Raw genomic sequence first — 24,334 nt, 5'->3', positions numbered from 1 at the left:
CGCTGAGCATCACACAGCACAGGCCCGCGTCTCCAATACCTATTGCGGCCCTTCCCAATACCGAATTGGAATTGATCATTCAATAAGCCGGTATTGACGCGTATGGCGGTGCGTCTACAATCGGAGATGCAGCCCGGATGCGCCGGTGTCGTTGCCGGAGCAACCTAGATCCGACAGCGCTCCCAAGGGAGTTGGTCACATGACGCTGGCCCCCGAATCCAGCCAAGCCAAGAGGGCTCCCACGGTTCCCCCAGTGGGACTTCGGCGGCGAGTCGCAGACGTAACCCGTTGGCAAACCAGGGAATTGCTTCTGGGAGTACTGAGGCGGTTCGGCCCATGGGGGGCCAAGTACGACCAACCCCGTCGAGAGCCTCTGCACTCGGGTTCAATCAAACTCTACCGCTGGCACAAGAAGGCGTATGGCTCGGAAGACAAGCCCATCTCGCTGCTGGAGATCCCCTGGGACTACGTGGAGGAAAATCAACACCAGACCCCCTTCCTCGGGCTGCGGGAGTACTGGTATCCGGCCTTGATCTCCAAGGAACTCCGAAACAATCAGCCCAAAGCCATAACGCTGTTGGGCGACAATCTGGTGTTCTTCCGCGACGGCAGCGGACAGGCCCGGGCGCTGGATAACCGATGTCCCCACCGGGGCGCTTTCTTGTCCCTGGGCCAAGTCGGGGTGTACGAAGCCGGAACCATCACCTGCCGGTACCACGGCATGACCTTCGACGGCAACGGCGAGTGCGTCGCCTATCTCACCGACGGCCCCAACAGCTCGATTCCCGGCCGAATCAGAGCCCGCTCATACCCGGTCGAAGAGCACAACGGCGTCATCTTCATCTACATGGGCGAACGGGAGCCCGAACCGGTGATTGATTCCGTGCCCCACGCCGACACCGTTCTGAAAGGAGAGGGCGAGTTCTTCCTCGATCGGGTCCAATTGCCTTACAGCTACCTGAACCTGCTGGACAACACCGTCGATCTCACCCACCCGGGCATTCTTCACCGCAATTGCCTCCAGTTCATCGGCCAGGCCACCGAGGTGGGATCGGTCAGCACCAAACGGCTTCCCGATGGCGGCCTGTACGCCTACTTCACCGATACTCCCGACCATCCGGGAAGAATGAATCTGGTGGACCAGACGTGGTACCTGCCCAACATGATCTACGCCCCCATTGGTCGCAGTCCGGTGCTCGCCGGCGGTGGATGGGGCTGGTTCGTCCCCGTCGACATCGGTAACCACCACTTCTGGTTCATCGCTCGCCTGACCAATCCCGAGCGTGCTGAGAGGAAGCTGCTGACCAAAGCCAAAAAAGGCATGGCATCGTTCGCCATGGGCCGTATCGCCGGGAGAGACTTCTTTTGGCCCGGTAGCGCCAAATCGTGCCTCGATGGCGGTGACGCTCCCATACAGGCATCGCAAGGCCGCATCGTTCGCTGGGACATGGAGAAGCTCACCAGCGCCGACCGGGCTACCGTCCAAGTCCGCCGCATCATGCAGGAGGCTCATCAAGCGGAGATTGCCGAGCGGGCGGCCAATGGCATCCCCGAACGGCGAATTCACCGCCCCCTAGCCCCCATGGAGCGGGAAGCCCCGGTTCACGTCCGCTGACTCTCCGGGCCGCGTATGGTTCAGCCCCTTTCTCATACCAGTTGGGCATAGCGCAGCGCCTCAAATGGTATTGGCGGCTCTGCCACTGCCGATGTGATACTCAGATTTGATTGAGATGGGGCGGACTGCGATCTCCACGATTCGCAGCCAGCCACATTCTGGACCAGAGGAGACCGCGGATATGTGGACACGACGGCACCGGACCAAGCACTTGCTCATCGCACTGCTAGCTGTGATCGCCATGCTGGCAGCTGCTTGCGGTAACGATGACGACGGCGATGGCGGAGTTACCGGCGGTGCGGAGCAACAGCCAACCGCAGCACCGGCTGATGAGCCCGAACCGGCCCCAGCCGAAGAGCCAGCCGACGAACCCGAACCGGCCGACGAACCCGCCCCGGCTGAGGAGCCGGCCGACGAACCCGAACCGGCCCCCGCCGAGGAGCCGGCTGATGAGCCCGAACCCGAACCTGAGCCCACCGAAGCGCCCCCGCCCCCCGAGCCGACCGGACCGCCCATCAAGCTGATGGTGTCGGGATCAATGACCGGTGGAGTGGGCATTCCCGAATTGGAGGATGGCGCCGAGGCTGCCGTCGCGGCTATCAACGCCGCCGGTGGGGTCAACGGCCGCCCCATAGAACTGCTGATCTGCGACGACGAGTCCAACCCGAATCTGTCGGTCGAATGCGGCCGCCAAGCAGTGGACGAAGGCGTGGTGGCGGTGGTCGGCGCCACCAGCGGATTCGGTAACGAGTACATGGGCGTGCTTGCCGATGCCGGAATCCCCTCCATCGGCAACTTGTCCCGTAGCCAAATGGAGCTCTCCTCCCCATTGTCGTTCCCGATCGGGGGCGGCATCGCCGTTTCCTTGGCCTCAATTGGCTATGGCCTCGGGGAGAATGGCGCCACCACCGTTCACGCCGCCATCCCCGCCACCGGCAACGCTGCTGCTCTGGCCGGCCTTTTCCTGAATGCCGGACTCGCCCCCTATGGCCTGAGTCTCAAGGGCCAAACGGGATTCCCTCCTGATGCCGCTGACATCACTCCGTTGGTGCAAGCCACCCTGGAGGGTGGGACCGACGGCGTGGCCTTCATCATGACCCCGGACCTGATCAACAAGTACCTGCTGGCCTTGCCCAATCTGGGCGCCGACCCACTTCTAGTGTCCTCAACCCTGGTCTACTCCCAGACCAACTTCGACATCGTGGGGGATGCCGCCGAAGGCCTCATTCTGGCCGGACAGATCCTGCCCTCTTCGTACACCGAGAACCCCGGCGTGCAGCGCTTCCACGATGACCTGGACGCCATCGGGTCGGATGCGCCTCGCAGCGAGTTGGGGATGAACACCTGGGCGTCGTTCCACATCGTGGCCGAAATCATGCGGACCATGGACCCGGAGGCAATCGACTCCGCGTCGCTGGTCGCCGCCATGGAGTCAGCTGGGGAAATCCACTTCGAGCCCTTGCCGCCGTTCAATTGGGCGGAACCGATCATGGCCTACCCACCGGCATCCCGAGTGTTCAGCGACTATGTGGTGCTCTCGGAAGTGCGCAACGGTCAGATTGTGGCCTTGACCGGGGAGTACGTAAGCCTCACCCGATGATCCTCTGACACCCTTGGAGGCACCATGACAACAGCTGAAGCTCCTCGGATTCCCGAGGAACACGAGGACACCGCCGAGCGGCACGCTGCCGCTCTGCCCTCGATTCCCGCCCCCGCCCGCATTCAACAGGTGCTCGTCCAGCAGGCCAAGGAATGGGGAGTCAGCGTGCTGAGCCGATTCCCCAGCCTGAAGCCTCTGGTGGACAAGCCTCGTACCCAGCCGATGAAGTCGGGGGCCTATCGCCTCTACCAATGGTGGAAGAGCCCCTATGGCGTCCCGGAAAAGCCAGCCTCGGTGGGCGAAGTCCCCTGGGACTACGTCGAGGAGAACCAAGACAAGATCCCGTTCCAGGGCCTCCGCGAGTATTGGTATCCAGCCATTGAGTCAAAGGACCTGATGCACAACGAGCTGAAGCCGGTGACGATGCTCGGCGACAACATCGTTTTGTTCCGAGACGCCGATGGCAGGGCCCGTGCCCTGCAAAATCGCTGCCCCCATCGAGGGCCGCTGCTATCGCTAGGCCAAGTCGGCGTGTGGGCGCCGGGGACGCTTACCTGCCGCTACCACGGCATGACTTTCGACGGAGACGGCGAGTGCGTGGCCTTTTTGGCCGACGGCCCCAACAGCAACGCCTGCGGGAAAGTCCGGGCGCGTTCGTACCCGGTCGAGGAGCACAGGGGCGTGGTGCTCGTCTACATGGGCGACAAGGAACCCCTCTCTTTCATGGAGACCTTTCCCCACGCCCAAACCGTGTTCGGTCAAAAGCTCATGATGATCCAGCAGCTCGACCTGCCCTACAGCCACCTCAACATGCTGGACAACACCGTGGACATGACCCATGTGGGATGCCTGCACCGGACGTGTTCGCTGTTCAACGGGCAGAAGCCAGCCGGAGACATGGAATTCGAAGAGATCTTCGATGGCCGCGGCCTCCACGTGTGGTACACGGAGCCAGACGAACACCCGGGGACGTTCAGCATCGACCACATCGAGTGGTTGTTGCCCAACCTCGTGTACCACGCTCCCGGCGATCTGGCCGGTCCCCTCGATGAGGGCTATTTCTGGTTCGTACCCCGCGATGTGGGCAGCTTCACGGGATGGTTGATCATGGGGAAGACCGACTTCGGGACCCCCATGCGCAACACGCTTGCCGCCCAAGCCATCAATCTCATGATGGGTCGGTTCTTCGGCCGCATCTATCCGTGGCCGGGCAGCATCACCAGCTGCATTTACGGCGGCGACGCCGTCTTGCAGGCCGCTCAAGGGCGGGTGGCTCGCTGGGACATGGACCGGCTGGCCCGCACCGACCGCCCGGTGGTCAAGATCCGCCGAATGCTCCAGGCGGCCCACCAGGAAGAGGTGGCCGAGCGCAAAGCACGCGATGAGCAGAAGGTCCACCGCATCCGCCGCCCCGAACCGGAGCCCTCATCCGGCTAGCTAGGAGCCAGCAGCAACATGAGCATCGCGACGTCCGATCAAACCACCGGCATTGATGTCCGCAACGACCTGATCGAGGCCCACAATGGCTACTGGGACCATCTATCGAAACCCGGAACGTGGTGGTCGGGAGCGGAGCGGGTGGCGATAGCCCGCGAGACCCGGCTAGCCCGGCAATGTGCACTCTGCTTACGGCGGAAGGCCGCGTTGTCGCCTTACGGCATCGAGGGCGAACACGAAGATGGCGGAAGCGGACTGGCCCCAGGGGTGGTGGACGCCGCTCATCGCATCGCCACCGACGCCGGCCGATTGACCAAGACCTGGTTCGATTCGGTTATCGATGACAAATTCACCGACGCCCACTACGTCGAGCTGCTCGGCATCGTGTCATCGGTGATGTCGATTGACACCGTCCACATTATTTTGAGCCTTCCGCTGGATCCGCTTCCCGAGCCGGTGCCCGGAGAGCCGACCCGTCAGCGTCCAATCGGGCTCGAGGACATCGGCGGTTGGGTGCCGGCGATCGATCCGAGCAAGGCTTCGGCAAGCGAAAAGGACCTGTTCGCCACCCGTCGAGCCAGCAATGTTTCCAAATCACTGAGTCTGGTGCCCGAGGAACACCGATCGATGAAGCGGGTCCTGGCTGCCCAATATCTCCCCATTGAACTGGTGCCCTCACCGGGCGAGAACGGGGGGCGGGCCATAAACAGAGCGCTCATGGAACTTGTCGGGGCGCGGACCTCAGCCATCAACGAGTGCTTCTATTGAACCAACGGTCATTCGTTCCTGTTCCGTGAGAACAGCAAGCTCAACGGCACCCCAGGCGATCCGGTCGCCGCCACCGACCGAACCCGAGACAGCGGCGTTGTTGGTGGCAGCGAACTTCTCGACCTGGCCGATGCCGCATTGACCAACCCCGATCAACTTCCCGAGGCCCGGGCCGCGGTCGTCGACCGGCTGGGCGAGGCCGCCTTGGTGGATGCCGCCGGCGTGATCGGTGCATTCCAGCGGATGAACCGGTTGGCCGACGCTACCGGCTTGCCGGTTGACAAACCGCTGGCCGTGCTGACCGCGGGTCTGGACGACGAACTCGGAATTCGGCACTTCAACACCGCGCAGCACTCCAAGAGGCTGCCGTGGGTGGTGCGCAAGCTGGGCCAGATGATGCGTCCGTTCGGGAGCGTGATGATGAAGGTGCTTGCCCCTAAGAACGACGTCTGATGGCTCCCGAGCAATGAGGGCAAAGACGGCACCGTCCTTTTTCCTCAACAATTCTCCTTATCCAATCCGAGAGGGGGTGCTGGAGGCGTACCGCGAGCTGTGGCAGCGCTTCTCCCAACCGGGAGACTCCTGGTCGGGGGCCCAGCGTCTCGCCATTGCCCAAGAGACCCGAGACGCCAGGAACTGCGATCTCTGCGTCCGACGCAAGCAGCAGCTCAGCCCTTATGGCCTGGATGAGAGCCACGTCCTGTCCGAGACCGGGGGGCTGATAGGGGCAGCGGCGGTGGACAGCATCCACCGCATCGTCACCGATCCAGCCCGCCTGAGCCGCCGAATGGTGGAGGAAGCCCGCAGGTCGGGGTTGTCTGATGAGCAGATCGTGGAGATGATCGGGGTCGCTTGTGTGACGATGGCCGTCGACGAGCACTACCGGGCCCTCGGACTGGAACTGGAGCCGCTGCCCGAACCAGTCCCCGGCCCTCCAACCGGTCGCCGTCTCTCCGAGGATCGGCTGGAAGTCGGTACCTCTTACGTGCCGATGCTGGCTCGAGACAGCGCGGTGGGCGAGGAGGCCGATCTGTGGTCGGGTCGGCGTACCGCCATTCACATCCTCCGTGCCCTCAGCCTGATACCCGATGCGCTCCGCGACCTCACGATCCTCAGCAATGAGCAGTACCTCACGCTGGAGGAGGCCCCGGCATTCGCGCTCCAGCCCGAGGGCCGGGCTATCAACCGGCTTCAGATGGAGTTACTCGCTACCCGCGTCTCGCAAGTAAACGAGTGCTTTTATTGAGCGGTCGGCCATGCCATGGCGTTCCGTGTGGCCGCCGACATGAACGACACCGGTGCCGATGTATCACTGCTAGACCACGCAGAGAGCGGTCCACCGCCAGAAGAAGAGCAAGGGGTGGCCTACGCCACCGAATTGGCTGCGTTTGCCGAGGCTCTCGCCAGCGGTGACTCGGCAGAATTGGCGGCAGCACGAGCCGAGCTCGATGCCGTGGCCGGTCGCGCCGTGACGGCCGACGCGGCGGCCATTGCTGCCAATTTCCAGTGCATGACCCGGGTGGCCGACGCCACTGGCATCCCTCTGGACACTCCGATGATGGCGGCCAGCCAATCGGTGCGAGACAAGCTGGATTTCCACCACTACGCCTCCGCGAACAACAGCAAGCCAATCCCCAAACCACTGCGCCCTGTGGCTCGACTGCTGGGCAAATTGATCCCGGCCATCCTCAAACGGGTGCGCCTGAAACTGTAAGAAATAGGGATGGCTGAATCAAGCGACGGACGCCGAGTGCTCTTGGTCGGATCGTTGCCGTATCAGGATGAAGCATCGGCCATGGGCCGGGCGGTGGAGTTGATCCAAAATCGGCTGCTTGCCCTGCCCGACGGCGAGGTCGGAGAACGCTCCGACCGATTCCCCAACGGCGAACGCTCGGCCTGGGTCGTCGGTCTGATTGAGCGTCTCAAATCGGAGACTGAGCTGTTCGATGTGGTGAGAACCGGCGAAGTGAACGAACAGGGCCTACCTGTCAACTTCCGGGGGCTGACCAGGTTGCGTCCGAAATTGAAGCCCGATGAGCTGGGCCAGAGCCTCCATCTTGGCTATGACCGGTTCGCCCTGAGCAGCTGGCCCCATTTTCAGCAACTCCGTGACGATGGAGGGAACCAGGCGCTGAGGTTTCAAATCGGCTTTCCCTCGGCCCTCGATGCCGCATTCACCATGCTCGGTCCCCCCAAGGCTCTTCGCTACTACCCGGCCTACGCCGCATCCCTAGCCCGCGACGGCGATACCATCGCCCGTGAATTGGGCGCCGAGAATCTCTTGTTCCAAATCGAAGCGCCCGCCGAGGTGATAGCCGCCCACAAACTGCCCAAACCCCTGGTCAGGCTAACGTTGAGGCCGATATTGAACCTAGTGAGACGACTGGATCCTCAGGTTCCCATCGGCATCCACATGTGCTTCGGCGACCTCAACAACGAATCGCCCTTTGCTCCAAAGAACGCCGACCGGCTGGTTTATTTTGCGCAACAACTGGTCAACCGCTGGCCATCGTCTCACTCGATGGCCTACATCCACATGCCCTTTGCAGCAGGAAAGTCGCCACCGCCCACGAAGGCGAAAGCCTACCGGGCTCTGCGCGATCTGAAATTGCCTCCGGGAACCCGTCTGGTGGCCGGCTTTGTGCATGAGCAGATGTCAATGCAGGAGCAGGCCGAGTTGCTCGGTGTAATTGAAGAAGCCAGGGGTGGACCGGTCGACGTCGCCACTGCCTGCGGCCTGGGTCGCCGTCCTACCGAGACGGCCGATCTGCTCCTTCAGCGGTGCGCCGAGTTGGCCTCGGCAAGCTGAGCGTCCGATAACCCTCGTCCGGTTTACAAGAACTTGCGTCCCGCGAGGTGGGGTCCTCCGGGCATGTTCCTGGTGATCCAATAGGAGCCACACGAGGCCAACTCCACCTCGGCCGTGATGATGTGGTTCCAAGCGGTGGCCATGTCGCGGAAGATCTTCTCCAGCTTCCGGCCCCGGAACACTGCCGAAGAGCCCGCCATGTGGAAGATGAGATCAACAGCCTCTTTGCACACCTGGGTGGTGTAAACCATCGCCTGGCGCAACAGCACCTTGTGCTCGAGGTCGCAGTCCTTGCCCTTCTCCGCATTCTCGAGAGCGTCGATAACCGTCTGATGGGTGAACAGACGGGCCGACCGAACCATGGAGTCGGCCTTGGCGTAGTTGATCTGGTGGATCTGCTCATTGCCCATGAGCATCTTGCGAATCGATCCGGGAGCGGCCTTCTCGGTCATGATCCGAGTGAACTCGTCGAGCGCGGCCTGGGCCAGCCCCAAAGCGTGGGAGGCGTGGGCGTGGACCGGCAGCAGACGGATCCGGAACATCGGCCGGTCATAGGTGAGGCCGTGGAACCCCATCTCGTTCACCATGTCGGTGGGAACGAAGAGATCCTCGACAACCATGTCGATGCTGCCGGTGCCCCGGAGCCCGAGTCCGTCCCACGTGTCGATGAAGGTCGTCTGCTCCGCCGGCCACTGACCCATGATCAGCCAGGGCAGGCCGTCGGGGTGCATCACCGTTTGGCCTTCATCGTCGACCAAGATTGATGCCCCGCCCACATGGGTGGCCTCGGGAGCCCCGCTCATGAACGGCCACCGGCCCGAAATCTGGTAGCCGCCCTCGACCTTGCGGGCCATGCCGCCCCAGCGGCCGATCTGCATGGCGTGGATATAGCGGCCCTTCTCGTCCTTGATCTCCTCGAATTTCTCGGGGGGGAGGTAATTCATGAAAAAGCCGCAGTTGTTCATGGCCAGCCAGCCGATCGATCCGTTGATGGCCGACAATCGCTCCCCCATGTGGAGCCATTCGATCGGGTCCATCTCCTCGCCGCCGCACTCCTTGGGGATGAACGTTTGGTACATCCCGATCTCCCAGAGAACGTCGATCACCTCGTCGGGCAGGCGGTAGCCCTCCTCGATCTCCTCCTCGTACTTCTCGATGATCGGCTGCGCGTAGTTGGCCCGTTCGATGCCGTTCATCTCGCTGACTGGCTTCTGGTCAGTCTTGGTTGCCATGGTGTCCCCCTTGCAAATTTGACAAAGTATCTACTCGGTGAGTGTATCCTCGGTGAAATGAGGAAGCAAGGGGCCGCGGTCAGGGAGACTAGAAGGGTGAGGATGGCCGAAGATCAGCCCCGAACTGCTCGCCAGGAGCAAGCGGCCGCCACCCGGGCCCATATTGCCGATGTAGCCCTCCGATTGTTTGCCGAGCGGGGCTATTCGGCCACATCCACGAGGCTGATCGCCGAGGAAGCCAACGTGTCAGAGGGGGCGATCTTCCACCACTTCCCCACCAAGCACGAGATTCTGCGGAGCATCCCCGAGTACCGAACGACGTTCATTCGAGAGGCCGAGTTGCTGGTCGAGCAATCCAAAGGAGCCAACACCGAGACCTTTCTCCTCGCTCTCTTCGGCCGATTCGGGGAGCTGCTGGAGACCGAGAGGCACTACGTCCGGTTGCTGCTCACCGAGTCGGGGGCCGATCCGGCGATCGACGATGTCTTCCAGGAGATGATCGACCGCACCGCGACGACGGTGGCTGGCTTTCTCGACCAACGAGTCGCCGTTGGCGAGCTCCGCGCCGACCTCCCCGCCGAGAGCGCGGCGCGGTCTTTGCTCGGAGCATTGCTGCTGTTCCTCCTGAGCGACCGCGGCGGAACCGTTCAGCAGCGGCGGCATCGTTTGGCCGCTTACTTCGACAACGTTCTCGATGTTTGGCTGCGGGGCGCTCTCGCGTAGCGACGCGGCCAATAACGCTCAGGCCAAGCGCACCGGCAGCGACTCGAGTCCAGCGACAAAGTTCGAGCGAAGAGACTCCGGCTCCCCGTCCAGGCTCATGGTGGGAAAGCGCCGGGCAAGCTCGCCGATCATCAGGCGGAGTTCCATGCGAGCGAGATGGGCCCCCAGACAGTAGTGGGGGCCACCGGCCCCGAAGGCCACGTGGGGATTCGGGTGGCGGGTCAAATCCAGCTCCATGGGATCGTCGTACACCCCCTCATCGCGATTGGCCGAGGCGTACCACATCACGACGCGTTCCCCCTCCTTGATCTGCTTGCCCCCGAGTTCGTAGTCGCCAATGGCGGTTCGATACATGTGCTGGGACGGGGAGGTGAAGCGGAGAATCTCGTCGGCGGCAATGTCGAGCCAATCATCGTCCCCAGCGTTCTCGCATAGGAGATTCCACTGATCAGGACGCCGCAGCAATTCGAGCACGCCAGCGCTGATCGCGTTTCGAGTGGTCTCGTTGCCCGCCACCACCAGCAACAGCGCAAAGGCGTCGAACTCTGCTTCGGTGAGGCTGGTCGGCTTTCCGTCGTCGCCCTCAACCTCAGCTCGGGCCAAGATCGACAAGATGTCGTCCTTTGGCTCTGCCCGTCGGTCAACCCCCAGTGCGTGGGCATAGCCGAAGAGCTCAAAGGCGGCCTGCATGCTGTCTTCATTGGGATGGGACGGGTCTTCCAGCTTCCGGATGCGCTCCGACCAGTCGTAGAGCTGGGCCCGCTCCTCCTGGGGCATGCCCATGATCTCGGCGATGGCTTGGAGCGGCAGTTCCGCGGCCACGTCGGGCACCAGATCACAGGCGTCCATCTCCGCCACCCGATCCACGATCGAGTCCGTGCGCTGGTGAAGCTCTCCTTCGAGCAGGCGCATCGTCCGAGGCGTGAAGCCGCGATTGACCAAGCGCCGGTATCGAGTGTGCTGGGGCGGGTCGGTCATCATCATCATCACGCCCCGGGGATCGACTCCCTGTTCGGCCATCACGAGGTCGACCCGGGAAACACCGCCGCGCTGACTGGAAAAGACTTCCGGCTGTCGGCTCACCTCGGTCACATCGGCATGGCGGGTGACCGACCATTGGCCCTGGCCGTCTTCATCGACATGCCAATGCACCGGGTCGGTGCGGCGAAGGTCCCGAAAGATGTCGTGCTGCTTACCGGCGACAAAGTCCTCCACGGTGAGGATCGGCTCTTCAACCACGGATTCTCGCTGAGTATTCACTCAGTCAGTGTCTCTCATAGGTTCTCTAATGTCAACCAAACGAGACCCAATGAGGGAGACTCACTTTGTGTCCAATGGCAACAGGAGTCAGCGTCAAGACCAAGCCGATACCACGCGGCGCATCATCCTCGAAGCCGCGCTACAACTCTTCTCTCAACAGGGGTACGGGTCCACCTCCACCCGACAGATCGCGGAGGCAGCAGGCGTCTCGGAGGGACTGATCTTTCATCACTTCGGAACCAAGGCTCAGCTATTCCGAGCCATTCCCGAACAGCGAGGACGACTTCCCCGGGAACTGCACGACCTGCTCTTGGCCATGTCAGACCGACCGTTGGATGAGGTTATGGCTTCGCTGGTCGACCGGTTTGTAGGGCTGCTCGACCAAGAGAAGGATCTGGTGCGAGTGGTGTTGAGCGAGTCGGCCACTGATTCGGACGTGGGCAATATGTTCCGCGACCTGCTCTTGGGTTTCGAAGCCGACCTGGCTTCCTACCTCACCGGGCGGCAGGAGGCCGGCGAGATGAGCACCGCAGTACCGGCCTCCAGCGCGGCTCGCGCCCTCATCGGCGCGCTGTTCTACTTCGTACTGATCAGCCGAGATGAACAGCGCCAAGACTTGGGCGAGCGGGCCCGACGCCACGCCAACGAGGTCCTCGCCGTTTGGCTGGACGGGGTCCGCCGCTGAGGAATCAGCCCGGGGGTTGGATGTGGGCTTCGACTCGGTTGGCGGGCTCGTCGATCCAGCCCTTTGAGTTGGCGTAGGCCAGCATGCCGTCGAACTGGGCCTGCCACTCGGCGTCGGCGGCGTCGGCGGCGTCGCCAGCCAGTTCTTGCACGAAGGCGATGTCGATCCACAGGTGGTTGTCCCGCTTCGAGGCTGTGGCCCGGCCATCGAAGGCGGCTACCGCGGCCGCTATGTCGCCGTCAATTGCCACGTGAAATTCCCGGAAGTTGCCTGAGTCTTCGAGGGTGATCGTGTCGGCAATGGCGATGAACATGGCCTCAGCTTGACGCTTGGCGATGGCGGGTGTCGATCCGAGAGCTGAACGGCAGCGATAGCAATGCGGTGACCACCACCATGCCCATGAGCAGGTCGATGGCCTGGGAAGCCGAGGCTGCGGTGGTGGCGAAGGTGAGGCCGAGGGCCACGCCGATGGTGGTGGACACCCGCTGAGCGGTGAAGTTGATGCCGGTGGCCAGGGAATGCTGGTGGGGTGGCACGTCGTGAACCGCGGCGGCGATCAGAGACGGGAAAACCATGCCAGTGGCCACCCCGATCACGGCCATCCCGATGACGAACGCCGCCACATTGGGTTCTTCTCCCAACACCACCCAAAGCACCATGGTGGTGCCGACGTAGATCGCGGTGCCGGGGAGAATAAACATGCGATGGCCGGTGCGATGGGCGATTCGGCCGATAAGCACGCCGACCAAACCGGCGAACAGCGCCAGCGGCGCAATGGCAAACCCGCCCTCGATGGGTGTCCACCCCCACGACCGGATGATGATCACGGTGAAACCGAAGAACATCCCGAACCATGACGACGCGAAGATCAGCATGGCCAGATTGCTCCGCCGGACGTTGGGAATGCGGAACATTCGCAGCTCCACTAGCGGATTGGGGTGATGCAGCGACCTCTGCACAAACACCCCGAACATGGCCAGACCTCCGAGGATGCTGCCGGCCATCTTCCAGTCGAGCCATCCCCACGGGTCGCTCTGCACGATGCCCAGAGTGACCAGGGCGGTGGCTACCGCCACCATTGCGCCCCCTACCGGGTCGGGCAGAGCCCGGGTCTCGGCGCTGCGCGACTCGCCGTAGACCAGCGGCACCGCCACCAACACGAAAAGGCAGAACGGGACATTCAACCAGAACATCCACTCCCATCCCTGCCACTCGATCATCAGGCCGCCCACCGGTGGCCCGACCGCCGATGAAGTGCCGCCGGCCACCGCCCAGATGCCGATGGCCAGCGGCAGCCGATTAGCCGGCATGGTGGCCAGCAGGAGCGCCACCGCGGCGGTGTTGATTACTGATGAGGCCACCGCCAGCACCGCTCGAGCCCCGATCAGCACCCCCACGGATGGGGCCAGCCCGCCCACCACCGAACCGGCCAAGAAGAGCGAGGTGCCGAACAGGAGCATCCGCCGACGACCCACCCGGTCGGCCAACGCGCCCGCAGGCACCAGGGTGGCCGCCCCGACGATGGTGAAAATGTTGGTGACCCAAGACAGGGTCGGGTCGGAAGTGCCGGGAAACGCCTCTCCCAGTGCCGGATATCCCACTGTCATGATCGACAGACCGATGCCGGTAAGTGAGGCGGCAGTGATCAGCGCGGTCAGCCCGACCGCCGGATGGCGCGTGATCGGTTGGGGAGCCGCTGCTGCGGTCACCTAGCGTTTGTGGGCAGGAAGTTCGGCGATGATTTCCTTGGCACGAACCGCCACGCTAGACGAGGAGCCGACAAGATGAGCAGCAACGACGAGAGCGGCACCATCACCGAAGTCCTCGGCGGCGACATCTTGGCGACCCAAGACGGTGGGGTGCTCACCCTCACCCTGAACCGGCCCGACGCCCATAACGCCATCACCCCCGACCAGCGGAATTTCTTGGCCGACGAGTTCGCCCGAATCAGTGAGGACCTGTCGGTGCGGACAGTGATATTCACCGCCACTGGCAAGGGCTTCTGCACCGGTGCCGACCTGCGGATGGCCCGGCCCGACCCGGTGCGGCCGCCAGGAGCCCCCGACCGGGCCATCATGGAGGTGGCCCGGGGCATCAAGGACGGGGCCCAGAAGCTGGTATCGGCCATCTTGGACTGCGAGAAGCCGGTGATCGCCGCGGTCAACGGCACCGCTGCGGGTATGGGCGTGCATATGGCGGTGGCTTGCGATCTGGTCGTTGCCGCCGAGGGGGTCCGCTTCATCGAGGTGTTCGTGCGCCGGGGCCTGGTGCCCGACGCCGGTGGCGCGTACCTGTTGCCCCGACTGATCGGCCCGCAAAAGGCCAAGGAGCTGATGTTCTTCGGCGACGACGTGAGTGCCGCCGACGCGGCCGACATGGGCCTTATCAATCGGGTGGTGCCCCCCGACGAGCTGATGCCCACCGCTCGGGCCTGGGCCGAGCGGCTGGCCGCCCAGCCCACCAAGAGCTTGACCATGACCAAGCTGCTGGTAAACCGCAGCTTTGAGACCAGCCGCCAGACCATGTTCGAGATGGAGTCGTGGGCCCAGGAGGTTCTGATGGCTGGCGAGGACGCCGACGAGGGGGTCCAAGCCTTCAAGGAGCGGCGCGATCCGAACTGGAAGGGCTGGTAGCAGTCCTACCCAGCCAAGGCGCGGCCGATAGCGGCCAACTGGCGGCTGCCGCCGCCGAAGGTGTTCTCCAACTGCTTGACCCACAGGAAGTAGCGGTGGACGGGATAGTCGACATCGGCCCCCATCCCCCCGTGCAGATGCTGGGTGGCATGCACCACCCGCTGGCCAGCATCGGCCGACCACCACTTGGCCACCGCAGCAGCATCGGCGATCTCAGTGGGTGAGCGTCCTTCGTCGATCAACCAGGCGGCTTGAAGCAGGGTGACTCGCATGCAGTCGGTGTCGATGTAGCAGTCGGCCGCTCGCATAGCGACCCCCTGATTGGTGGAAAGGGGGCGCCCGAATTGCTCGCGCTCAGACGTGTAGGCCGCAACCATGGCGGTGGCCTCCTCGCAGCACCCCAGCGCCACCGCGGCCACCGCTACCTGGGCCCGAACCAGCATCCACTCCACAATCGTCCGACCGTCGGACCCGCCCAGCGCCGCATCTTCTCCGACCACCACCGATCTCAGGGTGAGTTCGCCGTGCAACTCCCGATTGGTGGTATCGCTCAGCGTCACCTCTACACCGTCGGCATCCAGGTCGACGACGAACACGGCCAGATCGCCGCGGTCGTCGCCGTCCACTACTCGGGCGGGCACTACCACGGCGTCGGCCACTCCCGCGCCTGGAACCGCAGGCTTCGACCCGGTCAACTCCCAGCTCCCATTGGCTAGGCGGGCCGCGGTCACCGACGGAGACTGGGCGTCGTCGGCCCCCCACTCCGATAGCGCCCCGGTGAGCACTGCCTGGCCGGAGGCCACCGCGCCCAACCAGCGGTCCCGCAGCGCGGGAGTTCCAAACTTTTCAATGGGCATGACCCCCAGCACCAGCGTGGGCCACAGCGGCACCGGCGCCACCCGCCGGCCCTGCTCCCTCAGCACCAGCGCGGTCTCCACCATGCCCAAGCCGAGCCCGCCGTGCTCCTCGCCAATGGACACTCCCAGCAGGTCGGAGGCGGCCAAGTCGGCCCACAGTTCCCGGTCGAACCGATCAGCGGTGCGCTCCACTTCAGCCACCCGATCAGCCCCCGCCGAGCCAGAGAACACCTGCTCGGCCAGCGCGGCCACCGCCTCCTGGGTCTCGCTGAAGTCGAAGTTCATGGAGAGACACTCCCCTGCGAATCGCCCAGCATCGAATTCACCGTCGACCGCCCCTGGCCATCTTCAGCCCTGTCCAGGCCACGATCTCCCGCTGGACCTCGTTCACCCCTCCGCCAAAGGTGTTGATCTGAGCAGTGCGAGCAGCAGCCTCCACCTGGCCGGCCAACAGCGCACCCGGCGTCCCCTCCCGTAGGTGGGCGCCCGCCCCCAGCACCCCCAGCAGCAAGTGGTAGATGTCGCTCACCGCCTCGGTGCCGTACACCTTCACCGCCGACGCCCGGGCCGGAATCAGAGAGTCAGCGGCCACCGCCGCGGCCATCTGCCAGTTCAGCAGCTTCATGGCCTCCAGCTTGGCGTGGCATCGGGCCAAGTCCATCTGCACCCAACCCTGGTCCAGCACCGTGGCCTCGGCCCCTTCGGCGACCGGAGTCTCCCCCGCCCAGGCCAGCACCTCCTCGTAGAGTTGGAATGACAGAGCCCCCACGGCGGCCAGCCCCACCCGCTCGTGGTTGAGTTGGCTGGTGATGAGCTTCCATCCCTCGTTCTCCGCTCCCACCAGGTTGGCGGCCGGCACCCGCACCTCGTCGTAGTACGTGGCCGTGGTGGTGGCGCTGCCCACCGTCACGATGGGGGTATAGGAGAAACCGGGAGCGTCGGTGGGCACGATGATGATGGAGATGCCCTTGTGTTTTGGGGCGTCGGGATTGGTGCGGCAGGCCAACCAGATGTAGTTGGCCTCGTTGGCCCCGGAGGTGAACACCTTCTGGCCGTTGATCACCCACTGGTCGCCGTCACGCACCGCCCGGGTGGCGAGCGACGCCAGATCGGTGCCCGCGCCCGGCTCGCTGTAGCCGATGGCGAACAGAGTGTCGCCGGTCAGAATGCCCGGCAGGTACTTGGCCTTGTGCTCTTCGGAGCCGTGGGCCATGAGCGTCGGCCCAACCGTGTTGAGGGTCACAAACGGCATGGGACAGCCCGACCGCTGGGCCTCGTCGAAGAAGATGAACTGGTCGATGACCGATCGCCCTTGTCCGCCATAGGCCTTGGGCCAGCCGATGCCCAGCATGCCGTCACGCCCCAGTTGGCGGAAGATCTCCCGCCGGGCCGGGCTGGTCTCGTGGGCCCCCAAGAGGGCTTCACGGACCTCGTCAGTCATCAGGCCGGTGAAGTAATTCCGGAGCTCGTCGCGCAGCTCCTGCTGCTCGTCTGTGTAGTCGAGGTACACCGGGCCGCGACGCTATCAATACGGCGCCGGTCAGTCTTCAGATGGTTCGGAGACTAGAGGGCGTCGGAACCCTGCTCGCCGGTGCGGATGCGGGTGAGGCCCTCCACCGAGGAGGTCCAGATCTTGCCGTCGCCGATCTTGCCGGTGCGGGCTGCGCCGGCGATGGCCTCGGTGGCCGCGGCCAGGGAGGAATCGTCCACCACTACCTCGATGCGGGACTTGGGGGTGAACGACACCTTGTACTCGGTGCCCCGGTAGGTTTCGGTGTGGCCGCCTTGGCGACCGAAACCCTGAGCCTCGCTCACGGTCATGCCCTGGACGCCGACCTCGGCCAGCGCCTCCTTGATGTCTTCAACTTGATGGGGCTTTACCACCGCAGTGATGAGCTTCATGGGAGCCGTCCTTTCTGGTCGCCGACCGGGACGCTATCAGGTCAATACAAAACTGGCAACAACCGCAGAATATTGGGTTTCTTGGACTCTATTGTGCTTTATGAGTCAGTACATTGGTACAATCCTGCTGTGCGGATTTGGATTGACGAGAACGCTCGCATTCCGCCCTATGAACAGCTGCGGGCCCAGCTTCGACTGATGGTCTCGTCCGGCCAGCTCAAGCCCCGAGAACGGCTGCCCCCTATCCGATCACTGGCCGAGGAGCTTGGCTTGGCCCCGGGGACGGTGGCCCGGGCCTACCGGGAACTGGAATGGGAGGGCATCGTGGAAGGCCGAGGTCGGGCGGGCACGTTCGTGGTGGACGAGCCCCCCGTGGCGTTCTCGGTAGTGGAGCGTCAACTAGCCGATGCCGCCGAGGCGTTCGCCGCCGAAGCCGACCGACTAGGGGCCGGACAACAGGCGGCCTTGCTGGCCCTCGAATCAGTTTTCTCGGCCCGGTCCGATCCCGAAATGGAAGCGGACTGACGCTTAGCCCAGCACCACCGAGGGGTCGGGCACCAGGTCGCGGGCCAGCCACTGGAACATCCGCCAGCCATTGTTCGCCGAGAACAGTGAGGCCTCGACTTCTTTGGCCGCTTCCTCGCTGATGGCCTTGGCATCGGGAGCCTTCACATGGACTTCGGCCACCCGTTCAGCGGCCACAAACCAGCCCACCGCCTCCCCCGGTGAACGCCCGCCGGTCAGCAAGCCGTGATTGCGGAGGATACACACCCGGCTACCGCCCATGGCCTGGGCAATGGCTTCCCCGCCAGCGACGTCGTTCACCTCGAGGTTCTCGCCGTCGTACAGCGACTGGTCGAACACGAACCCGCACGATTCCTGGCTGATGGCTCGAAACGGCTCGACGTTGGCCGACCACGGCGTGCCGTAGGGAGTATGGGTGTGGGCGGCCGAGGCTAGTTCGGGGCGGGCGTTGAGGATCGGCCAGTGGATGTTGTAGGCCGCAAAGTTCACGCCCATGTCCAGGGGACCGTCCACGCCCTGGCCGTCGGGGCCCACCAGGGTGAGGTTGTCGATGGTGGCATCGCCGAAGCGGATGCCGTAACCCAGCACCCAGAAGTGGTCGGTGAGGATCGGATCGCGTGCGGTGATGTGGCCGTCGCCGGTCTGGCCCCAGCGCATAGCGGCAAAGATGCGGTAGCCGATGGCCGCCTCCCACTTGCGAAGCAGGCGCAGCTCCTCGAGGTCGCTGACTTCAGGAGGAGAGCCGCCGTAAGTGACGCCGTAAGTGATGCCGGGATAGCGGTCTAGCAACAATGCCATTGCCAAATGATACCCATAGACAGCGCAGACACCTCCCCGAGTACAAGGCTGTGTTTGCCGCCACGACTGACTAGAACAGGGGGATGGCCAATCTGAATCTGAGCGCCGACGAGGTGCTCACCACCACCAGGGCGGTGCGCCGGCGCCTAGACACGTCTAGACCGGTCGCGCCGGAGTTGATCACCGAATGCCTGGAGATCGCCGTGCAGGCCCCCACCGGGTCGAACCGGCAGAACTGGCGGTTCATGGTGGTCACCGAGCCCGACCTGATTGCCGCGCTGGCCGACCTGTACCGCCGAGGTGGCGAGGTGGCCGGCGACTATCTGGGGGTGCTCCCCCGTCTCGAGCCTTCCGACCCGGCCCAGCTGGAAGCCACCAACGAGAAGATGCATGCCTCGGCCGGCCATCTGTTCGAGCACCTGGACGAGGTACCCGGAATGCTGATCCCCTGCCTTGTCGGGCGGGTGTGGGACCAACCGCCGGTGACCGTGGCCTCCCACGTGGGGTCGGTCATCCAAGCGGCGTGGTCGTTCATGTTGGCCGCCCGAGAGCGGGGTATCGGCACGGTGTGGACCACCATCCACCTCTGCTACGAGCAGGAGGCGGCCGAGCTGCTGGGCATCCCCTACGACGAGGTGATGCAGTTGGCCCTCATACCCTTCGCCCACACGGTCGGCACCGACTTCCGTCCCGCCCGCCGCGAGCCCCTGGAGCTGGTCACCCGCTGGAACCGCTGGTAGCGCCCCCTTCTAGGATCTCCTCATGGACGCAGCAAAGGCATTGGACTACGTCAGAGAGAACACCAACGCGGTTCTAGCCACCGCAAGGGGGGACGGCACCCCCCAGATGTCGCCAGTCACCCTGGCAGTGGTGGACGACACCGTGGTGATGAGCACCCGGGAGACGGCCTACAAGACCAAGAACCTGCGGCGCGAGCCCCGCAGCTGGCTGTGCGTGTTCCCCCGCAACTTCTTCGGCGACTGGGTGCAGATCGAATGCCAGGCCGAGATCATCTCCGGCCCGGATGCTCTGGAGCCGCTGGTCGAGTACTACCGCACCCTGCGGGGCGAACACCCTGACTGGGACGAGTACCGCCAAGCCATGGTCGCCGACCAGCGCTGCCTGGTGAAGTTCCACATCCTCCGCGCCGGACCCGACCGCTCGGGCTGATCGCCCGTTGGCTCTGGTCAGCCTTCTTCGACGACGCGCCGCAGCTTCTTGTCGAACTTGGCCCGGTAGTTGAGGTCGTTGCGATGAGCGTCCCTCTTCTCCTCGAATAGGGCGTCGATCAGCCCGGACATCTGCCCGGAGGTCTTGAGGAGGGGAAGAACCTGCCGGTCGTCAATGCCCCGCTCGCCCAGCAGCTTCTTCATGAGGTCGACTTGGCGACTGCTGGGCGGATTGGTCGAGCCTCGGGAGACCCGCCTCATGGCTTGCTGGCTTCTCTCCCGCCACCCTCTATTGGACGCTTGGATCAAGTCGACTGCGGTACCCTTGCTCCACTCGGCCGCCAAATGCTGGGCCAGCGCCAGCGTTGCCGCCGCGTCCGATCCGGCGTCGTGGGCTTTCTGCTCTATGCCCAACTCCTGGCAAAGCGTGATCAGGCGGTAGGACTTGGTCCGCTCCGGCCACACCAGATGCGCCATCCGCAGCGTGCAGCCGACCGATCCGAAGGCCGGCTCGGGCTGCTCGTGGTGGGTCATGGCGGCGTTGATGCAGTTCATATCGAACTCCGCATTGTGGGCAATGACCGTCCGCCCGCCAATGAAGTCAACCGCCTGGGTCCAAGCCTCCGGAAATCCCGGCGACGACACCGTGTCTTCCGCCGTGATGCCGTGGATTCCCACGTTCTTGATGTCGTACCGGTTGCCGGGGGGCTTGACCAACCACGATCGCGAGGCGATCTTCCCGTCGAGAATCGCGGCAACCCCAATTTGGCAAACGCTGCTTGCGCTGCTCGTGGCCGTCTCGACATCCACCGCGGCCACACCGGTCAAATCGACTCGACTCAAGCTCCACCCTCCACAATTCGAGCTGACCTCGAATCATCGAGCCAACCCTGCCTCGTTGCAGCATCTAGAAGTTACATGCCCAAACCCACGGCACGCACAAGTCAGCGCTAAGCCGGTACTGCTGCCTCTTCTCTGGCCCGGAAGTGGGGGATGACGTGGTGGCCGAACTGGCGAATGGTTTCGAGCATGACCTCTTGGGGGATGGTGCCCATTTGGATCATGCACATGATCTCGTCGCAACCCACGGCCTCGAGTTCGCTCACATAGCGGATGGCGTCTTCGTAGTCGCCGTAGGCGTGCTCGACATTGAACGTGCTGGTGGCGTTGGGACTCAGCGGGATGTTCATCTCGCTGATCTTGGCGTGGACGTTGCCCACCGCCTCGTCGATGGCCGCCGCAGTGTCCTCATCGGCTGATCCTGCCCGAGGAGGGGGCGTGCCCAGGTTCCAGTGCATGATGGCCTCGGCGAAGAACCGCTGGCCCCGGGCCCCGATGCGGAACGCCTCGTCCCGGTCGTCGAGGATCGTGGTGGGACACAACGCCGAGAACCAGTCGTTGGGATGGTCGCTCACGAACCGCTCCCCGGTGCGGGTGGCGATGGCCTCGTCGTAGGTCTCCTTCATCAGCCGGATCTCATCGGCGCCGGCGAATCCCAGCACCAGCGCACCGATGCCCAACTCGGCGGCCAGCTTCACGGTGTCCACCTTGGTGCAGGCCAGGTAAAGCGGCGGGTGGGGGTCTTGCACCGGCCGGGGCAGAATCGGATGAGGCGAAATGTCCAGCAGGCCGTCCCACTCGAACTCGTCGTCCCGCCAGCAGTTGGAGATGATCCGCAGCGACTCCTCCACCTGGGCATAGGTGTCCTCGGGCTTGACCCCGAATGCCGACATCTCCTGGAGAGTGGCTCCCCGGCCGGCACCCACGTCCAACCGCCCACCCGACAGCACGTCCAGCATGGCGATGCGCTCTGCCGCCCGTAGCGGGTGGTTGTAGCCGAAGGGCATGCACACCACCCCGTGGCCAATACGAATCCGGGACGTGCGGGCCGCCACCCAGGTCAAGAAGATCTCCGGTGCGCTCATATGGGCATACCACTTCAGGCAGTGGTGCTCCACCGCCCAGATCCGGTCGAAGCCCACCTCCTCGGCCAGCACCGCCTGGTCCACGCAGTCGCGGATGACCTGCTGCTCGGTTTCGCGTGACGGATCGGCCATCTGGGCCTCGAAGATCATCGAGAATTTCACGGCCATCATTGAACCATCCCCACCTCGCTGAGCCCGAATGCTGGCGAAACCCCTCGATTGCCCGGCTGTCCGGTGGGGACTGCCGGGAGCCCTCTGGCTACCATCAACGCGGCATGGATTTCGACGAGACACCTCAGGAAGCCGCCTTCCGGGCCGAGTGCGTGGAGTGGCTGGACGCCAATATCCCGGCCGACGGCGGCGGTCCCCGTGACCAGACGGCCATCACCATTTCCGACCCCGAGGTTGAGAACGCCTACGTGGCCCGGTGCAAGGGGTGGCAGCGCACCAAGTACGACGGCGGATGGGGCTCCATCACCTGGCCTGTCGAGTACGGCGGCAAAGGGTTGAACGGCATCCACGACGGCATCTTCAAGGAGGAAGAGGCCAAGCGGGTGTCGGCCACCGGAGTGTTCGCGGTAGGCATCGGCATGACCGGCCCGACCATCATCGCCCACGGCACCGACGCCCAGAAAGAGCGGTTCCTGCCCGCCATGCTCAGGGGCGAGGAGGTGTGGTGCCAGCTGTTCTCCGAGCCGGTGGCCGGGTCAGACCTGGGCGGGCTGCGGACCACCGCAGTGCGCGATGGCGACGAGTGGGTGGTGAATGGTCAAAAGGTGTGGACCTCAGGCGCCCAATACAGCGACTGGGGCATCCTGTTGACCCGCACCGACCCCGACCAGCCCAAGCACCGGGGAATCACCTACTTCCTGGTGGACATGAACACCCCCGGTATCGAGGTGCGACCGCTGGTGCAGATCACCGGCGCCGCCCACTTCAACGAGGTCTTCTTGTCGGATGTGCGGGTTCCCCACGAGAACATCCTGGGCGAGGTCAACGCCGGGTGGGGCCCGATCATGACCACCTTGTCCAACGAGCGGGCCCTGATCGGGGGATCCAACGCCCGGACCCGCTTCAAGGAGTTGGTGAAGCTGGCCCAGCAAACCGGCACCGACCACGACCCGGTAATCCGCCAAGAGCTGGCCAAGACCTACACCCGCATGGAGATTCTGAAGTACCAGAGTTACCGGGTGCGCACTGCGGCCAGCCGAGGCGAGCTGCCCGGACCGGAGAGCTCCACCATGAAGCTGGCCATCTCCCAGCACTTTGGCGACATGGGCGACCTGGTGATGTCCATGAACGGTGCTTCAGGGATGCTCCACGGCGAAAGCGCCCGCGACGAGGGGCGTTGGCAATACGAGTTCTTGGGTCAGTGGGCGTCGCGCATCGGCGGCGGCACCGACAACATCCAGCGCAACACCATCGGCGAAAAGGTGCTGGGCCTGCCCCCCGATATCCGGGTGGACAAAGGCGTCCCCTTCCGGGAAATCCCCAGCTAGCTAGCGCCGTAGACCGGTGCCGGCTCCGGCGATCCGGCAATAGAAGCGTGCACCGCCTCACCCACCTCAGCAGCAGCAAACTTGCGCCCCACGTCGACTACGTGGCCATGCTGCCAGCCGTCGCACACATTGAGCGCCCCGCCAGCGATCTCGAAGACCCGTCCGGTCACATCGCAGGCGTCCGACCCCAGCCACACCACCAGCGGTGAGGCATTGGCCGGGTCCTTGTCGTCCCAGCCCTCGGGAGCCTCCTCGGTGTACATGATCCCTGCGGTCATTCGGGTGCGGGCGTCAGGAGCTATGGCGTTCACCATTACCCCGTAGCGGCCCCACTCGGCGGCCTGCTGGATGGTCAGCGCCGCCACCCCGGCTTTGGCCGCGGCATAGTTGCCCTGACCGATCGAGCCCAGCAGTCCGGCACCCGAGCTGGTGTTTATCACCCGCCCCTGCACCATCTCCCCGGCTTTGGACCGGTCCCGCCAGTGGGCCGCCGCGTGGCGGGCGGGGGCGAAGTGCCCCTTGAGGTGAACCCGCATGATGGCGTCCCACTCCGCTTCGCTCATGTTGGCCAGCATGCGGTCGCGCAAGAAACCGGCGTTGCACACCAGCGTGTCGAGGCGACCCCACGTGTCAACGGCCTGGGCAATCATGGCCTCGGCTTGGTCCCAGTCGGCCACATCGGCGGCGTTGGCCTCGGCCTCGCCCCCAATGGCCCGGATCTCGGCCACCACCTCTTGGGCCGGCTCCGAGGCGCCGCCCGAGCCGTCGCGCTCCACTCCTAAATCGTTGACCAGAACCCTGGCCCCCTCGGCGGCGAATTCCAGAGCGTGGGCCCGGCCCAGCCCCCGGGCCGCTCCGGTGATCACCACCACCCGGCCCTCGGCGATACCGGCCATC

At 64.3% G+C, this 24,334-nt stretch carries 25 protein-coding genes; 14 read left to right on the top strand and 11 right to left on the bottom strand.

Going from position 1 to position 24,334, the window contains the following annotated elements; translation table 11 throughout:
- The first annotated feature begins 199 nt into the window (after positions 1 to 199).
- From ACOGXH_RS03795 to ACOGXH_RS03765, 7 genes are all read left to right on the top strand, one after another.
- Complete coding sequence (locus ACOGXH_RS03795; protein ID WP_419927788.1) at positions 200 to 1,615, top strand: Rieske 2Fe-2S domain-containing protein; 1,416 nt, start codon at positions 200 to 202, stop codon at positions 1,613 to 1,615.
- 181 nt (positions 1,616 to 1,796) lie between these two features.
- Entirely contained in the window at positions 1,797 to 3,215 is a 1,419-nt protein-coding gene (locus tag ACOGXH_RS03790; RefSeq protein ID WP_419927787.1) for an ABC transporter substrate-binding protein, read from the top strand.
- Between the two features lie 24 nt (positions 3,216 to 3,239).
- Positions 3,240 to 4,652: a Rieske 2Fe-2S domain-containing protein gene (locus ACOGXH_RS03785; RefSeq protein WP_419927786.1), complete on the top strand. Its 1,413-nt coding sequence runs from the start codon at positions 3,240 to 3,242 to the stop codon at positions 4,650 to 4,652.
- A gap of 18 nt (positions 4,653 to 4,670) precedes the next feature.
- Entirely contained in the window at positions 4,671 to 5,873 is a 1,203-nt protein-coding gene (locus ACOGXH_RS03780; RefSeq protein WP_419927785.1) for an alkylhydroperoxidase-related (seleno)protein, read from the top strand.
- Positions 5,874 to 5,949: 76 nt separating this feature from the next.
- Positions 5,950 to 6,666 (top strand): alkylhydroperoxidase-related (seleno)protein, encoded by a 717-nt coding sequence (locus tag ACOGXH_RS03775; RefSeq protein WP_419927784.1) that lies wholly within the window; start codon positions 5,950 to 5,952, stop codon positions 6,664 to 6,666.
- 15 nt (positions 6,667 to 6,681) lie between these two features.
- Positions 6,682 to 7,134: a hypothetical protein gene (locus tag ACOGXH_RS03770; protein ID WP_419927783.1), complete on the top strand. Its 453-nt coding sequence runs from the start codon at positions 6,682 to 6,684 to the stop codon at positions 7,132 to 7,134.
- A gap of 9 nt (positions 7,135 to 7,143) precedes the next feature.
- Positions 7,144 to 8,229, top strand: a complete 1,086-nt coding sequence (locus ACOGXH_RS03765; RefSeq protein WP_419927782.1) for a hypothetical protein — start codon at positions 7,144 to 7,146, stop codon at positions 8,227 to 8,229.
- Positions 8,230 to 8,252: 23 nt separating this feature from the next.
- Here the strand turns inward: ACOGXH_RS03765 and ACOGXH_RS03760 are convergent, their stop codons facing one another.
- The gene (locus ACOGXH_RS03760) at positions 8,253 to 9,461 is read right to left on the bottom strand and encodes an acyl-CoA dehydrogenase family protein (RefSeq protein WP_419927781.1); all 1,209 of its coding nucleotides are present in this window, start codon (positions 9,459 to 9,461) and stop codon (positions 8,253 to 8,255) included.
- Between the two features lie 102 nt (positions 9,462 to 9,563).
- Between ACOGXH_RS03760 and ACOGXH_RS03755 the strand changes: the two genes are divergently transcribed.
- A complete protein-coding gene (locus ACOGXH_RS03755) occupies positions 9,564 to 10,184 on the top strand; it encodes a TetR/AcrR family transcriptional regulator (RefSeq protein ID WP_419927780.1) in 621 nt (206 codons plus the stop codon).
- Positions 10,185 to 10,202: 18 nt separating this feature from the next.
- Here the strand turns inward: ACOGXH_RS03755 and ACOGXH_RS03750 are convergent, their stop codons facing one another.
- Positions 10,203 to 11,444 (bottom strand): cytochrome P450, encoded by a 1,242-nt coding sequence (locus ACOGXH_RS03750; RefSeq protein ID WP_419927779.1) that lies wholly within the window; start codon positions 11,442 to 11,444, stop codon positions 10,203 to 10,205.
- Positions 11,445 to 11,472: 28 nt separating this feature from the next.
- On the opposite strand from ACOGXH_RS03750, the gene ACOGXH_RS03745 reads away from it, so the two are divergent.
- Positions 11,473 to 12,129 carry a TetR/AcrR family transcriptional regulator gene (locus ACOGXH_RS03745; RefSeq protein WP_419927778.1) on the top strand — a complete coding sequence of 219 codons (657 nt, stop codon included), beginning with the start codon at positions 11,473 to 11,475 and terminating at the stop codon, positions 12,127 to 12,129.
- A gap of 4 nt (positions 12,130 to 12,133) precedes the next feature.
- Here the strand turns inward: ACOGXH_RS03745 and ACOGXH_RS03740 are convergent, their stop codons facing one another.
- Together ACOGXH_RS03740 and ACOGXH_RS03735 are read right to left on the bottom strand one after the other, a co-directional pair.
- Entirely contained in the window at positions 12,134 to 12,442 is a 309-nt protein-coding gene (locus ACOGXH_RS03740; protein WP_419927777.1) for a hypothetical protein, read from the bottom strand.
- Positions 12,443 to 12,446: 4 nt separating this feature from the next.
- Positions 12,447 to 13,838, bottom strand: a complete 1,392-nt coding sequence (locus ACOGXH_RS03735) for an MFS transporter (protein WP_419927776.1) — start codon at positions 13,836 to 13,838, stop codon at positions 12,447 to 12,449.
- A gap of 75 nt (positions 13,839 to 13,913) precedes the next feature.
- Here ACOGXH_RS03735 and ACOGXH_RS03730 point away from each other — a divergent pair, with 75 nt between their 5' ends.
- Positions 13,914 to 14,762, top strand: a complete 849-nt coding sequence (locus tag ACOGXH_RS03730; protein WP_419927775.1) for an enoyl-CoA hydratase/isomerase family protein — start codon at positions 13,914 to 13,916, stop codon at positions 14,760 to 14,762.
- A 5-nt stretch (positions 14,763 to 14,767) separates the two neighbouring features.
- On the opposite strand, the gene ACOGXH_RS03725 is transcribed toward ACOGXH_RS03730, so the two are convergent.
- From ACOGXH_RS03725 to ACOGXH_RS03715, 3 genes are read right to left on the bottom strand one after another with little or no spacing between them, the layout of a single operon-like run.
- On the bottom strand, positions 14,768 to 15,904 hold the full coding sequence (locus tag ACOGXH_RS03725; protein ID WP_419927774.1) for an acyl-CoA dehydrogenase family protein: 1,137 nt from the start codon (positions 15,902 to 15,904) through the stop codon (positions 14,768 to 14,770).
- Between the two features lie 37 nt (positions 15,905 to 15,941).
- The gene (locus ACOGXH_RS03720; RefSeq protein WP_419927773.1) at positions 15,942 to 17,129 is read right to left on the bottom strand and encodes an acyl-CoA dehydrogenase family protein; all 1,188 of its coding nucleotides are present in this window, start codon (positions 17,127 to 17,129) and stop codon (positions 15,942 to 15,944) included.
- 53 nt (positions 17,130 to 17,182) lie between these two features.
- Entirely contained in the window at positions 17,183 to 17,521 is a 339-nt protein-coding gene (locus ACOGXH_RS03715) for a P-II family nitrogen regulator (protein ID WP_419927772.1), read from the bottom strand.
- A 129-nt stretch (positions 17,522 to 17,650) separates the two neighbouring features.
- Here ACOGXH_RS03715 and ACOGXH_RS03710 point away from each other — a divergent pair, with 129 nt between their 5' ends.
- Positions 17,651 to 18,046, top strand: coding sequence for a GntR family transcriptional regulator (locus ACOGXH_RS03710; RefSeq protein ID WP_419927771.1), 396 nt, complete (start codon positions 17,651 to 17,653; stop codon positions 18,044 to 18,046).
- 3 nt (positions 18,047 to 18,049) lie between these two features.
- Here the strand turns inward: ACOGXH_RS03710 and ACOGXH_RS03705 are convergent, their stop codons facing one another.
- A complete protein-coding gene (locus ACOGXH_RS03705; RefSeq protein ID WP_419927770.1) occupies positions 18,050 to 18,844 on the bottom strand; it encodes a class II aldolase/adducin family protein in 795 nt (264 codons plus the stop codon).
- Between the two features lie 83 nt (positions 18,845 to 18,927).
- On the opposite strand from ACOGXH_RS03705, the gene ACOGXH_RS03700 reads away from it, so the two are divergent.
- Positions 18,928 to 19,584, top strand: coding sequence for a nitroreductase family protein (locus ACOGXH_RS03700; RefSeq protein WP_419927769.1), 657 nt, complete (start codon positions 18,928 to 18,930; stop codon positions 19,582 to 19,584).
- Positions 19,585 to 19,606: 22 nt separating this feature from the next.
- Positions 19,607 to 20,014 (top strand): PPOX class F420-dependent oxidoreductase, encoded by a 408-nt coding sequence (locus tag ACOGXH_RS03695; protein WP_419927768.1) that lies wholly within the window; start codon positions 19,607 to 19,609, stop codon positions 20,012 to 20,014.
- 17 nt (positions 20,015 to 20,031) lie between these two features.
- Here ACOGXH_RS03695 and ACOGXH_RS03690 read toward each other — a convergent pair whose 3' ends face one another.
- Both ACOGXH_RS03690 and ACOGXH_RS03685 read right to left on the bottom strand, forming a co-directional pair.
- Positions 20,032 to 20,856 (bottom strand): exonuclease domain-containing protein, encoded by an 825-nt coding sequence (locus tag ACOGXH_RS03690; protein ID WP_419927767.1) that lies wholly within the window; start codon positions 20,854 to 20,856, stop codon positions 20,032 to 20,034.
- A 107-nt stretch (positions 20,857 to 20,963) separates the two neighbouring features.
- Positions 20,964 to 22,100: an LLM class flavin-dependent oxidoreductase gene (locus ACOGXH_RS03685; RefSeq protein WP_419930315.1), complete on the bottom strand. Its 1,137-nt coding sequence runs from the start codon at positions 22,098 to 22,100 to the stop codon at positions 20,964 to 20,966.
- 113 nt (positions 22,101 to 22,213) lie between these two features.
- On the opposite strand from ACOGXH_RS03685, the gene ACOGXH_RS03680 reads away from it, so the two are divergent.
- A complete protein-coding gene (locus ACOGXH_RS03680; RefSeq protein WP_419927766.1) occupies positions 22,214 to 23,437 on the top strand; it encodes an acyl-CoA dehydrogenase family protein in 1,224 nt (407 codons plus the stop codon).
- Here the strand turns inward: ACOGXH_RS03680 and ACOGXH_RS03675 are convergent.
- Positions 23,434 to 24,333 carry an SDR family oxidoreductase gene (locus ACOGXH_RS03675; protein WP_419927765.1) on the bottom strand — a complete coding sequence of 300 codons (900 nt, stop codon included), beginning with the start codon at positions 24,331 to 24,333 and terminating at the stop codon, positions 23,434 to 23,436. The two genes, ACOGXH_RS03680 and ACOGXH_RS03675, sit on opposite strands and share 4 nt — an antisense overlap.
- Between the last annotated feature and the right edge of the window lies 1 nt (position 24,334).

It is taken from the genome of Candidatus Poriferisocius sp., from assembly GCF_965208355.1.
Lineage (GTDB): Bacteria > Actinomycetota > Acidimicrobiia > Acidimicrobiales > Bin134 > Poriferisocius.
Note: the sequence above shows the minus strand (reverse complement) of the source record. Positions and strands in the feature narration are given on the sequence as shown.

What these genes read in the sequence shown, in the direction of transcription:
- ACOGXH_RS03795 (WP_419927788.1), top strand. Translation starts at nt 200, where the DNA reads ATGACGCTGGCCCCCGAATCCAGCCAAGCCAAGAGGGCTCCCACGGTT.
- ACOGXH_RS03790 (WP_419927787.1), top strand. Translation starts at nt 1,797, where the DNA reads ATGTGGACACGACGGCACCGGACCAAGCACTTGCTCATCGCACTGCTA.
- ACOGXH_RS03785 (WP_419927786.1), top strand. Translation starts at nt 3,240, where the DNA reads ATGACAACAGCTGAAGCTCCTCGGATTCCCGAGGAACACGAGGACACC.
- ACOGXH_RS03770 (WP_419927783.1), top strand. Translation starts at nt 6,682, where the DNA reads ATGGCGTTCCGTGTGGCCGCCGACATGAACGACACCGGTGCCGATGTA.
- ACOGXH_RS03765 (WP_419927782.1), top strand. Translation starts at nt 7,144, where the DNA reads ATGGCTGAATCAAGCGACGGACGCCGAGTGCTCTTGGTCGGATCGTTG.
- ACOGXH_RS03760 (WP_419927781.1), bottom strand. Translation starts at nt 9,461, where the DNA reads ATGGCAACCAAGACTGACCAGAAGCCAGTCAGCGAGATGAACGGCATC.
- ACOGXH_RS03755 (WP_419927780.1), top strand. Translation starts at nt 9,564, where the DNA reads ATGGCCGAAGATCAGCCCCGAACTGCTCGCCAGGAGCAAGCGGCCGCC.
- ACOGXH_RS03745 (WP_419927778.1), top strand. Translation starts at nt 11,473, where the DNA reads ATGTCAACCAAACGAGACCCAATGAGGGAGACTCACTTTGTGTCCAAT.
- ACOGXH_RS03740 (WP_419927777.1), bottom strand. Translation starts at nt 12,442, where the DNA reads ATGTTCATCGCCATTGCCGACACGATCACCCTCGAAGACTCAGGCAAC.
- ACOGXH_RS03730 (WP_419927775.1), top strand. Translation starts at nt 13,914, where the DNA reads ATGAGCAGCAACGACGAGAGCGGCACCATCACCGAAGTCCTCGGCGGC.
- ACOGXH_RS03725 (WP_419927774.1), bottom strand. Translation starts at nt 15,904, where the DNA reads ATGAACTTCGACTTCAGCGAGACCCAGGAGGCGGTGGCCGCGCTGGCC.
- ACOGXH_RS03715 (WP_419927772.1), bottom strand. Translation starts at nt 17,521, where the DNA reads ATGAAGCTCATCACTGCGGTGGTAAAGCCCCATCAAGTTGAAGACATC.
- ACOGXH_RS03705 (WP_419927770.1), bottom strand. Translation starts at nt 18,844, where the DNA reads ATGGCATTGTTGCTAGACCGCTATCCCGGCATCACTTACGGCGTCACT.
- ACOGXH_RS03700 (WP_419927769.1), top strand. Translation starts at nt 18,928, where the DNA reads ATGGCCAATCTGAATCTGAGCGCCGACGAGGTGCTCACCACCACCAGG.
- ACOGXH_RS03695 (WP_419927768.1), top strand. Translation starts at nt 19,607, where the DNA reads ATGGACGCAGCAAAGGCATTGGACTACGTCAGAGAGAACACCAACGCG.
- ACOGXH_RS03680 (WP_419927766.1), top strand. Translation starts at nt 22,214, where the DNA reads ATGGATTTCGACGAGACACCTCAGGAAGCCGCCTTCCGGGCCGAGTGC.
- ACOGXH_RS03675 (WP_419927765.1), bottom strand. Translation starts at nt 24,333, where the DNA reads ATGGCCGGTATCGCCGAGGGCCGGGTGGTGGTGATCACCGGAGCGGCC.